The following is a 10,629-nucleotide window of genomic DNA, read 5'->3' on the forward strand; positions in this document are numbered from 1 at the left end:
ATGATCAGGCCTCGGCGAGCATGTTCCGATAGATCGGCAGGATCGTATCCCGGGTCAGCGGTGCAAGATTCAGTTGTCCATGACTGTCGGCGCTGACCCACACGATTTCTTCAATTTCGGCCGCGGGCACCACCTGGACATTGGTGCGCACTTCAAACAATTCGCAACGCACCTCGAACCCTGGTTCATTGGCGGCAGGTGCCGCGAAGGAGCCCAGGTAACCGGCGCTGGCCGGATCGATACGCAACCCAAGTTCTTCCTCAAGCTCACGAGCCAGCGCCTGGGCAGCAGACTCACCGGCGTCAATCTTGCCACCCGGCTGCATGAACGCCTGCGTGCCACGCTTGCGTACCAGCAAGGTCCGCCCGTCCGCCCCGATCAACAACGCCGCAGCGATATGAATCAGCTTCATGAAAAGATCTCGGTCTTGAGTTGTCGCGCTTCGTCGGCTCGCTCAAGTGCCAGCGCGATCAGACGATCAATCAGGCCGGAGTAGGACAAGTCTGTGGCCTGCCAGAGTTTGGGGTACATGCTGATCGAGGTGAAACCGGGAATCGTGTTCACTTCATTGATGATGATGTCCCGCGCGTCAGTGACAAAGAAGTCCACCCGTGCCAGACCGGCACAGCCCAGCACTTGATACGCACGCAGTGCAACGTCACGCACCTCGTCGCTGACATCGGACGCCAGTTCAGCAGGGATCGCGATACGCGCCTGATCACCGTTCAGGTATTTGGTGTCGTAGGCGTAGAACTCGTCATTGGCGATCACTTCACCGCAGACACTGACTTGCGGCTGACGGTTGCCGAGTACAGCGCATTCGACTTCACGTCCAACGATGCCTTTTTCGATCAACACCTTGTGGTCGTACTCAAAGGCCAGCGCCAGAGCGGCGACATAACCGGCTTCATCGGTGACTTTGCTGACGCCCACCGACGAGCCCTGACTCGCAGGTTTGACAAACATCGGCAAGCCAAGCTGCGCAACGACGGTCGCGTACTCTACCGATTCCCCATGACTGACCACCACGAATGGCGCCACAGCGATACCGGCATCGCGCAGCAACCGTTTGGTCACGTCTTTGTCCATGCAGGCTGCGGAGGCGAGTACGTCCGGGCCAACAAAAGGAATCGCCAGCAAGCGCAACAGCCCCTGCAACGAACCGTCTTCACCGAATGCACCGTGAATCAAAGGGAACACAACGTCGATGCGCGGCAACTCTACGCCCGACCCCACTTCCACAAATTGCCCACCCAGACTGCCCGGCAGTAACGACAGGCGCTTGCCCGAAGCACTTAGGCTGATCTTTGCCGGGTCGCTGGCATTGAGCAGGTAATCGCTTTCATCGAAGCGCAGCCAGCGGCCCGACTTGTCGATGCCGATCAACGTCAGATCGTGGGTGCCGCGGTCGATCGCATTGATCACGTTCCTGGCTGACTGCAGCGAGACTTCGTGTTCGCTGGATTGTCCGCCGAAGAGGATGGCGACTGATTTTTTCAAAGCGACAACTCCTGATTTACAGGCCGCAGAGTCAAAAGCAAATTCGCCTTTTAGTCCAGCGGCGATGCGTGCATCTGGTCGTCAGAAGTCAAAGAAAAGGCAAAAAAAATCTCACGGCATGGAAGATCAGGTTTTGATCATCCATGCCGTGAGACCGATACCGCGTCATTCAGCTTCGGCGGTGTCTTTCTTCGCGCCAGAGCCAAACGTGGCAAAGCGCTTATTGAAGCCCGCAATCCGGCCTTCAGTGGTGGTTTTACGCTGCTGCCCGGTGTACATCGGGTGCGAAGCGCTGGACACGTCGAGGGCTACGTAAGGATAGGTTTCGCCGTCGCTGTGTTTTTGCGTGCGATCGGTATCGACCGTCGAACCGATGAGGAAGAACACATCAGCCGCCGTGTCATGGAACAGCACTTGTCGGTAGGTTGGGTGGATATCAGGTCTCATGATGCCTCCAGCTAGTCAGTTGATATTTGAGTTACAACATAACATATCAGTCGTTCCCGACCAAAATCGATTGTTGTGACTTGCATCATTCGTGAACTTGATTAGGCCGACACTAGCCGCTAAGGTTCGCCCGCCGTTGCTGGATCAACGGTCCGGGACTGGTCTCCTGGCGTATTGGCCGGATGGAAACAAGCCATGTCTCAACCAGATCACTATCAAATACCCCTTCAAGCCTATAGCCGCCTGATCGAAGCAAGGGACTCGCTGCGTCTGCTCGACGGTTATGTCAACAAGACTGACGTGCTGTGCAACCCATCAATGTTGGTTGGATACGTATCGATGCTGCAAAGCGCACTCCAGGAAGTGATCGCTGCCAGCACGCCATCGCAACCTCGCGATACGTTTATGCGCAAGGCAGATGAGTTGGGCTTTGTCGCGCTCAACCCGAAAGAACAGACATTGATCGAACATCTGCGCTGGACCAGCCTTGAGGGGCGAGAAGATGTTTATGAAATGGCCGAACGCATGCGCCGCATCAAGCCGTGGGTGCTGGAGGACTGAATCAGCCCCTCGGCACCGCTCAATCCGCATCATTCAGCTATCCTCAATCCTGCCGATAGCTCTTCAGAAACCAGAAGGCAATTCCTGCTTTATTGCACCCTGACGCACAACCTGCTGAACAGCCGCAGCAGAGCTGCGCGACCAGGCAAAGCGCTGCGCCACGAATACAAAAAAATCAAATCGAAAAACCGCCGTCATTAGCCCAGGAAACCGTATGAGTCTGTCGATTCTCAGTCGTTACGCCTTCTTCGTTGGTTGTGTGCTTTTCACCCTGTTGAGCATCCCGTTCTGGCACCACGAATGGCTGTGGCCCTTCACGCTGCTGACCGGTTTACTATCGCTGGTGGGGATAATCGATCTGCTGCAGTCGCCCCATTCGGTGCGGCGCAACTACCCGATTCTCGGCAACATTCGCTACGCCGTAGAGGCCATACGCCCGGAGATCCGTCAGTACCTGCTGGAGTCCGACAGCGATGCCCTGCCCTTCTCCCGTGCACAGCGGTCGCTGGTCTACTCGCGGGCGAAGAACGAGTCGGCCGACCGGCCGTTCGGCACGCTGATTGATGTGTACCAGACCGGCTTCGAATTCATCAGCCACTCCATGCGACCTGCACCGCTGAGCGATCCGAACGCGTTTCGGGTGATCGTCGGTGGTCCGCAATGCACGCAACCGTACTCGGCCTCGATTTTCAATATTTCGGCAATGAGCTTTGGTTCACTCAGCGCCAATGCCATTCGTGCCTTGAACCAGGGCGCGAAGCTTGGCAACTTCGCCCATGACACCGGTGAAGGCAGCATCAGCCCCTATCACCGCGAACACGGCGGAGACCTGACATGGGAGCTAGGCAGCGGTTATTTCGGCTGCAGGACGGCAGATGGTCGCTTTGATCCGCAACGTTTTGCCGCGCAGGCCAACGACCCTCAGGTGCGGATGATCGAAATCAAGATGAGCCAGGGTGCCAAGCCAGGCCACGGCGGTATTCTGCCCAAACACAAAGTCACCAAGGAAATTGCCGAAACCCGCGGCATCATGATGGGCGAAGACTGCGTGTCACCATCACGCCACAGCGCTTTCTCCACGCCGTGCGAACTGATGCAGTTCATTGCTCAGTTGCGCGAGCTGTCGGGCGGTAAACCGGTGGGCTTCAAGTTCTGCCTGGGCCATCCATGGGAGTTTATGGGCATTGCCAAAGCCATGCTCGAAACCGGCATCCTGCCGGACTTCATCGTGGTCGACGGTACCGAAGGCGGCACAGGCGCCGCCCCCGTAGAGTTTACCGACCACATGGGCGTGCCTATGCGCGAAGGCTTGCTGTTTGTGCACAACACGCTTGTTGGCCTGAACCTGCGAGACAAGATCAAACTGGGTGCCAGCGGCAAGATCGTCAGCGCCTTTGATATCGCCAGCGTATTGGCCATCGGCGCCGACTGGGCCAACTCGGCACGCGGCTTCATGTTCGCCATTGGCTGCATTCAGTCGCAATCGTGCCACACCAACAAATGCCCCACCGGAGTCGCGACTCAAGATGCTCTGCGGCAACGTGCACTGGTTGTGCCAGACAAGGCTCAGCGGGTCTTCAACTTCCATCGCAATACGCTCAAAGGTCTGGCCGAAATGCTCGCGGCAGCGGGTCTGGATCATCCTTCGCAACTGGAAGCCAAGCATCTGGTGCGGCGCATGTCGGCTACCGAAATCAAACTGTTTTCCCAGTCCCATGTCTTTCTGGAACCGGGGCAGTTGTTGACGGGCGAGGTGGACGGCAGTTTTTATTCAAACATGTGGCAGATGGCGCGGGCTGATAGTTTTGAGCCTAATGCGATTGCCTGACACGTACATCAACAGCGTCATTGGCCACTCCGCTCAGGCTGGTAGGTGGTTACATTCTTCAATTGGATGTAACCACCGCCTTCCCCTTGGTAAATATCATAGAACCTGTTATCAACTACTTTTGTTTTTTCATTCAAGGCATTGAATACTGTGCTCGGCAGCCCCCTGACATTTTCGATACCCACAGCTGGAAGCTGCTCCGGGATAAACAGAACATTTCGATTCAAAACATAACTGAGCGCGGGCACCTCACGGAACGTATCGGCACTGGCTGGCAACCACTTCTGCGCACTCTCGGGAGGCACTAAATACAGATAGTTGATTTCCCGCAGTTCAACTCTGGAGTTGATATCGTAAGCTAACGAGTGCAGCACACTGTCTTCCAGTTTTTTTTGCGTGAGCAATACCCGTCCGAACATGAAAGAAAAAGAAAGCATACACAGCACTGGCACGATTAGCACATAACGTGCGGCGCCATTCACACGCCCCAAAAGTGAATGCGCAAAGAGCATAACGCCCATTAACAGGGAAGAGAGTCCAATCAAGACTCTCGCCGCAGGATCAAAAATCTTCAATAGTAACGTAAACCCCGGGACAGTCATAACCAAGAGCGGGATGGCCATGAAGTAGAGGCTCAGCAACACCGCTTTCTGGCTCGAAGGAATGGCACGTTTCAAGATACCGGGGACTGCAAAAAGATAACCAAGCGCAGCCGTTATAATTAGCGTCACACACAACCATTGATTACCCGGGTTTACCAACAATGCAATCCGGTCAATCACAGTGTGCAGGCGTGTCATTATTTCCGTCAGCCAATGCGCATCAATCGGAACAAAAGGAATGCGTTCATCACTCATCAGCGGATACACGGTCATCCCATACATTACTAGAGCCACTACAACGTGCGCCGCTCTAAGATAGATTGACCTCATGACCTCATCAAACGGCAAACCGCGCGATATAGCGTACGCGGCCTCAACACAGTAAAGGCCAAGCAATATATTGAATGTCAACTGATTGATTGCCAACCCCACAACAACCAACAGTGCTGGAATCCACAATTTCAGGCTACTCCGTCCAGATTCATAGGCGACGGAGTAAATGACTGCGGATATTCCGATCATGACGGCAGGACCGTCGTACTGATAAATGAATATACCCAGTGAAAAAGGGCTATAAAACAACGGCAGTAACACCAGACAATCCGTCAGCTTGCATTGCAAGAAATAATGGTATGCCAGCGCACGTAATCCAAAAGCAGCCGAAGGAACAGCGAAAAGGTAGGCGAGCGGGAACAGATTAGGGGTTTCGGAGGTGAAACTCAGGACGCGATAAAAAAACTCTATCAATATTCTCCCTTCATTGCGCCAATTACTTTCAATCAGCAATAAGGCCCGCTGATTATCGTCATAAAAAAGATAATCCACCTGAACAATCGGAAAAACAAAGACACTGACAGCAAACAGATAAAACCAGAATACCTCTCTCCGCGACAACTCCTTACTGAGTACGCTGCTCATTATCCATCTCCGCCTTACGCAGATTATTCATGAGCACCCACGGTGCTCTGCACGACGTAACGCGGCCTGTGTTTAACCTCCATATACATTCGGCCCACATATTCGCCGAGTATGCCAATGCCGATGAGTTGAATACCGCTTAGAAGTAATAGTATGGTCATCAGCAGCGAATATTCCGGTATTTCGTGCCCTAGCACCCACCCGTCCACCGCACGGTAAACCCCGTGGCAAACCGCAAATAACGAAAGCGTACAGCCGACATAGGTCCAGATTCGCAGCGGTAATGTGCTGAAAGAAGTGACGCCATCCAGTGCCAGATGCCACAGCTTCCTTGCATTGAATTTGGTTTCCCCCGCGATCCGCACGGCGCGGTCATAGTCAACAATCACGGTGTGGAATCCGGCCCAGGAAAGTAACCCTTTCATGAACAACTCATGCTCCGGCAGCGCTTTTATAACGTCCACAACTTTACGATCCATTAAACGGAAGTCACCTACGTTTGCTTCAATCCGTGTACTGCCAATGACATTCATAACGCGATAAAACAGCGCAGCCGTGTAACGCTTCAAACGACTGTCAGCTGAACGGTCCTGGCGTCTGGCCAACACCACATCAGCACCTCGTTGCCATTCATTGATCATGCGTGGAATGACGCTTATCGGGTCCTGCAAATCCACATCAATAGGAATGACTGCATCGCCACTGGAGTATTCGAGACCGGCTAGAAGAGCAGCCTCTTTACCAAAATTGCGGGACAAATTAACCAGCAACACGTCGTTGTCTTCGGCGATGAGCTGCCGGACCACCTGCTGCGTTGGATCGGTGCTGCCGTCGTTGATGAAGACAATCTCCAGAACAATCCCTTGCAACCCCGGTTCCTGGCGGACAGCCTGGTAAAACAGGGGAATAGACAAGGCCTCGTTGAAAACCGGCGCTATCAACGAGATTTTCAAGAGTGCCTCCTGAAAATCAAATACCTGGAACAGCAATAGCCAAGACCCAGGCTAAGCCCTGAAGAAACAACCACCGTCACTAGTAGCGGTGTTTGTTGCCGATCTGAAATATGGCCAACAATGAAGCTCAGCGCCCCCATGAGCGACATGAAAATCAGATAGCCCGACCATGACAATCGTGCGCTGAAGGTATAAAGAGCATTGGCGTAAAACGAGAAGGACGCAGCAGCGACAAAGCCTGCGACATTGCTCAACGATTGAGGGGCGTGCCATCCAAGGCACAGGGCAAAAAACACCGTCCAATGGATGACGGTGTTGGAGATGCCCACCAACACGTAACGTAAAAACCCCTTCAGATCTGGTGTCATTCGTGCCTCACCCTGGCTGTACTTAATGTACCGGCTTCCCTGACAACCGACAGCACAGCTGGATGACCCCCTAAGTAAAGAACAACGCCTGAACGGCGTATGACCAATGGTCGGAGCCCCTATTGAGGGCATCACAGGCATCGAGACATTCTGTAATTAGCTTGCCTTTGCATTTGCGCTAAAAATCCTCCACCCTGCCGCGCCGCCGAACCCGTCAGGACACCCTGAGTGACCGGCGGCGCGGAACCTAGAGCCCTCGCGGCTGATCTTTATCCATTACGACATTAAAGAGCCTACCGTTATGACTAACGGACGCGACCTGCGCATCGACTTCTTTCGGGGCCTGGCGCTGATCTTCATTTTCTGGGATCACGTGCCTGACAACCCTCTTGCCCAATTGACCGTACGCAACTTCGGCTTCAGTGACGCTGCGGAAATTTTCGTCTTCCTGGCGGGTTACGCCGCGATCCTTGCCTACGGCCGCATTGCCCAGCGCGACGGCTTTGTGGTTTCGACCGTACGAATATTGCGCCGGACATGGGTGCTCTACGTCGTGCACATCTTCCTGCTGACGCTGTTGATGGGCATTGTTTTCGTTGCCAATCATTACGTCGAAACCCGCGACATGATTCAGGAGATGGGCCTGCAACATTTTGTCGCTGACCCGCAGCAAGCCTTGGCTGATCAGTTGCTGTTGCGCTTCAAACCCAACCTGACCGACCCGCTGCCGCTGTACATTCTGCTGTTGCTGGCCTTGCCGGTAATCCTGCCGATGATGTTACGCAACATGACCCTGACCGTCGGCCTGTCGATCGGGCTATACCTGATGGTGCCGCTGGAAGGCTGGAATATTTCCGCCTATGAGGGCGGCGGCGTCTGGTACTTCAACCCGGTGGCGTGGCAATTGTTGTTCGTGCTCGGCGGTGCCTGCGCGCTGACGTCCGAGGCCAAACCGGCAATCAAAGTCGATCAACGTCCCCTCACGCAACAGCCGCTGTTCATGCTTTGCGCCTTGTATGTGCTGGCTGCAGCGGTCATGGCGTTCTCCTGGAAATTTCCAGCATTGCATCCGGTGCTGATGCCGCAGTTCGTTGCCGACGGCTTGTATCCGATCAACAAGACTGATCTGGGGCCGATGCGTTTGCTGCATTTCCTGGCGCTGGCCTATTGCGTCGCCAAACTGCTGCCAGCCCGTAACACGTGGGTGCAGAGCTGGCCTGCGCAGCAGACGTGCCGAATGGGTCGCTACTCATTGGAAATCTTCTGTCTGGGAGTATTGCTCGCACCGATGGCGGACATGATCAACGCGCTGGCCGGTGACACCTGGCCGATGCAAGTCTGCACCGCCATCGTCGGTCTGGGGCTGATGATGTTGATGGCTGCCTGGCTCGATTTTAATAAACGTCTTGGCAAACCCAAACCCGCTAACGCGGTCGCTGTTTGAGAACAGCGTCTCAATAAGAGTCCCTCTCGGAAGTTTCCCACAGCGTTATCAGGCCAAGTTTTACAACCACCGGCCGCTACGCAAAGGGAGACAACCAACCAAGAGAGGGAATTCTCGTGAACATCAATGCCGTTGCATCAAGTCCAGTAAAACTGCCCGTGTCTGTGCCTGTCCCCAACAAGGTTGAACAGGAGGTGAAAGCGACTGCCGTGAAGCCGGAGCGCATCCTGACGGGAGCGGAGAAATTTGCGAAGGAGTTTTATACGAAGGAGGAGGAGCCGTGGAATGGGCAGACTAGTTATGGATTTGACACTGAGAGTGGCAAGTACCAAAAGATCCCAATGACCAGGCAGGAGTGGATCATAAATCAATATGCGCAGGCCGAAGATGACCTTGAAAACGTTAATGAGACATTCGAAAAATTCATGAAAGAGTTACACTTTCTTGACCCTGACCTAGCCGTAAAAAACTGGAGCTACACGCTTGATGGCGAGGCGCAAATCAAGGTGCTGGACCCTAAAGGAAATCTGAATGACGCTGAAGTAGAGCGCCTTACTAAAGCGATGAACTCATTCAAAGATTTCACAGCTTCGGTTCAAAGCCACGCTAAAACTATCATGTCGATCGTCGACCACGACACCGAGAAATTCGGAGGTAAATATGAACTTAGCCTCTTGAATTTCCAGCAGGTAATTGACTATGGAACAATGAGCTACAGAAAGAAGGACCCTAACGAAGATTGGGTCCGGCAAGTTGCAGAAAATGCAGAAAAGCGGGAAAGCTCACTTATCGACTTGATAGCTTAGACCATGGAGGCGCCCTGTAAAAATGACAGTGCGCCTCTAATTACTAGTGCTTAGTCCAATTAATTAAAAAACGATTACAGATATGTCCGAAATTATACTCATGAGGCTTATCAGCTAAAACCTCAAGCAAAACGTTAGTACCAACATATGACCCAACCTTATATCGGGTAGCCCATGTATTCTTCCCATTCTCCTGTTTATGAATAAAGCTTTCCGCGAGCCATCCTCCTTCACACTTTTCAAACGTAATTAATTTTAAGGCTTTCCCGTCACCTCCTGAAACCACAACCACAGGATCCATATCCTTGGATCCTATATTTGAAAAACTTAGACTAATTTCACCGCCCTCCAGTGGAGCCCCTTTGGAGTCCCAGAATTTTGCCTCCAGCAAAGAGTTGTCAATTGCTTGCGTGGCCAAAAATTTGGGCTTGGTAAAGCCATAAGGTATCCTCAGAAATCCTTCTTGATGATGTAAATCGTAGGTCATCTTAGGGTAAGAGCCTATAACGACCTTATAATGAATATTCTCCACCTGCGCGCCCTCCACCACGCTCACACGAATATTAACAACGGAGCCAGCATCCAGCCCGCGAAAGGCTTCTGGAAATGAAACAGCTTTGACCTTCCAGTCACTGCCGTTCACCTGATACTCGACTTTCCACAGCTGATTAAGCATCTTCGGCTCCGGCGTCCCCAGCAATACATCCTGACCCCGAACAGATGTAAAGCTATAGTGGTGCACCGATCGGCTATTTTCCAGTACCTCTTGAATCTGGTGAATCTTGTCCGATAGCACAATAAACTCTGGTGCCTCTACCGCATTCTGTTCTTCGGGCACTAGCGCAGGCTCGATAGTCGACTGCGACTCCAGACCTAACTCAACAGGTTCGCTACCCATCTTGATCTGCTCTTCGACGACCACGTCCATAACAGTCGGATCATCGCAGTCAGCAGCTTGCGCTAATAGCTGGCACGAAGAAGCTAACAAAACTGCAGACGCGAGTGTGCTGAAAACCCATTTCTTGTTCTTGTTCATGATATTTCCTGAATAATTAAATTGCTATTTAGATGCTTTATGTCAAGCACTGTTGTGACTGACAAAATCGACGTAACCAGCGTTTAACATTCGAGTCAACAATCAACACCCAAAATCAGACACTTCCTACACAAGCGATTTATTAGCGTATTTTCCTACTCACTTA

Annotated in this window: 11 protein-coding genes; 4 read left to right on the forward strand and 7 right to left on the reverse strand. The window is 52.8% G+C overall.

Going from position 1 to position 10,629, the window contains the following annotated elements; all coding sequences use genetic code 11:
• Nucleotides 1-4 precede the first annotated feature (4 nt).
• The 3 genes from ABRP31_RS21330 to ABRP31_RS21340 all read right to left on the reverse strand — a co-directional run bounded on the left by ABRP31_RS21330 (nt 5) and on the right by ABRP31_RS21340 (nt 1,947).
• Nucleotides 5-412, reverse strand: a complete 408-nt coding sequence (locus ABRP31_RS21330; protein WP_087264649.1) for an NUDIX domain-containing protein — start codon at nt 410-412, stop codon at nt 5-7.
• Nucleotides 409-1,500 (reverse strand): D-alanine--D-alanine ligase, encoded by a 1,092-nt coding sequence (gene ddlA / locus ABRP31_RS21335; RefSeq protein ID WP_349969852.1) that lies wholly within the window; start codon nt 1,498-1,500, stop codon nt 409-411. Before ddlA ends, ABRP31_RS21330 begins: the two co-directional genes overlap by 4 nt.
• A 165-nt stretch (nt 1,501-1,665) precedes the next feature.
• A complete protein-coding gene (locus ABRP31_RS21340) occupies nt 1,666-1,947 on the reverse strand; it encodes a type B 50S ribosomal protein L31 (RefSeq protein ID WP_087264651.1) in 282 nt (93 codons plus the stop codon).
• A gap of 195 nt (nt 1,948-2,142) precedes the next feature.
• Here ABRP31_RS21340 and ABRP31_RS21345 point away from each other — a divergent pair, with 195 nt between their 5' ends.
• On the forward strand, nt 2,143-2,508 hold the full coding sequence (locus tag ABRP31_RS21345; protein WP_087264652.1) for a hypothetical protein: 366 nt from the start codon (nt 2,143-2,145) through the stop codon (nt 2,506-2,508).
• 214 nt (nt 2,509-2,722) lie between these two features.
• The gene (locus tag ABRP31_RS21350; RefSeq protein WP_349969849.1) at nt 2,723-4,336 is read left to right on the forward strand and encodes an FMN-binding glutamate synthase family protein; all 1,614 of its coding nucleotides are present in this window, start codon (nt 2,723-2,725) and stop codon (nt 4,334-4,336) included.
• 17 nt (nt 4,337-4,353) lie between these two features.
• Here the strand turns inward: ABRP31_RS21350 and ABRP31_RS21355 are convergent, their stop codons facing one another.
• From ABRP31_RS21355 to ABRP31_RS21365, 3 genes are read right to left on the reverse strand one after another with little or no spacing between them, the layout of a single operon-like run.
• Nucleotides 4,354-5,856: a hypothetical protein gene (locus ABRP31_RS21355; RefSeq protein ID WP_349969848.1), complete on the reverse strand. Its 1,503-nt coding sequence runs from the start codon at nt 5,854-5,856 to the stop codon at nt 4,354-4,356.
• A 23-nt stretch (nt 5,857-5,879) separates the two neighbouring features.
• Nucleotides 5,880-6,809: a glycosyltransferase family 2 protein gene (locus ABRP31_RS21360; RefSeq protein ID WP_349969847.1), complete on the reverse strand. Its 930-nt coding sequence runs from the start codon at nt 6,807-6,809 to the stop codon at nt 5,880-5,882.
• Complete coding sequence (locus tag ABRP31_RS21365) at nt 6,806-7,177, reverse strand: GtrA family protein (RefSeq protein WP_349969846.1); 372 nt, start codon at nt 7,175-7,177, stop codon at nt 6,806-6,808. The genes ABRP31_RS21360 and ABRP31_RS21365 overlap by 4 nt, the downstream gene beginning before the upstream one ends.
• A gap of 301 nt (nt 7,178-7,478) precedes the next feature.
• Here ABRP31_RS21365 and ABRP31_RS21370 point away from each other — a divergent pair, with 301 nt between their 5' ends.
• Both ABRP31_RS21370 and ABRP31_RS21375 read left to right on the forward strand, forming a co-directional pair.
• Nucleotides 7,479-8,621 carry an OpgC domain-containing protein gene (locus tag ABRP31_RS21370; protein WP_349969844.1) on the forward strand — a complete coding sequence of 381 codons (1,143 nt, stop codon included), beginning with the start codon at nt 7,479-7,481 and terminating at the stop codon, nt 8,619-8,621.
• Nucleotides 8,622-8,737: 116 nt separating this feature from the next.
• Nucleotides 8,738-9,427, forward strand: a complete 690-nt coding sequence (locus ABRP31_RS21375; protein WP_349969843.1) for a hypothetical protein — start codon at nt 8,738-8,740, stop codon at nt 9,425-9,427.
• A gap of 43 nt (nt 9,428-9,470) precedes the next feature.
• Here ABRP31_RS21375 and ABRP31_RS21380 read toward each other — a convergent pair whose 3' ends face one another.
• Nucleotides 9,471-10,463 (reverse strand): hypothetical protein, encoded by a 993-nt coding sequence (locus ABRP31_RS21380; RefSeq protein WP_349969841.1) that lies wholly within the window; start codon nt 10,461-10,463, stop codon nt 9,471-9,473.
• Between the last annotated feature and the right edge of the window lie 166 nt (nt 10,464-10,629).

Origin of the sequence: Pseudomonas caspiana, assembly GCF_040224095.2 — a bacterium.
GTDB classification, from domain to species: domain Bacteria; phylum Pseudomonadota; class Gammaproteobacteria; order Pseudomonadales; family Pseudomonadaceae; genus Aquipseudomonas; species Aquipseudomonas caspiana.

Coding starts and splice junctions, on each gene's coding strand:
- ABRP31_RS21330 (WP_087264649.1), bottom strand. CDS start 412: ATGAAGCTGATTCATATCGCTGCGGCGTTGTTGATCGGGGCGGACGGG.
- ABRP31_RS21340 (WP_087264651.1), bottom strand. CDS start 1,947: ATGAGACCTGATATCCACCCAACCTACCGACAAGTGCTGTTCCATGAC.
- ABRP31_RS21345 (WP_087264652.1), top strand. CDS start 2,143: ATGTCTCAACCAGATCACTATCAAATACCCCTTCAAGCCTATAGCCGC.
- ABRP31_RS21350 (WP_349969849.1), top strand. CDS start 2,723: ATGAGTCTGTCGATTCTCAGTCGTTACGCCTTCTTCGTTGGTTGTGTG.
- ABRP31_RS21355 (WP_349969848.1), bottom strand. CDS start 5,856: ATGAGCAGCGTACTCAGTAAGGAGTTGTCGCGGAGAGAGGTATTCTGG.
- ABRP31_RS21365 (WP_349969846.1), bottom strand. CDS start 7,177: ATGACACCAGATCTGAAGGGGTTTTTACGTTACGTGTTGGTGGGCATC.
- ABRP31_RS21370 (WP_349969844.1), top strand. CDS start 7,479: ATGACTAACGGACGCGACCTGCGCATCGACTTCTTTCGGGGCCTGGCG.
- ABRP31_RS21380 (WP_349969841.1), bottom strand. CDS start 10,463: ATGAACAAGAACAAGAAATGGGTTTTCAGCACACTCGCGTCTGCAGTT.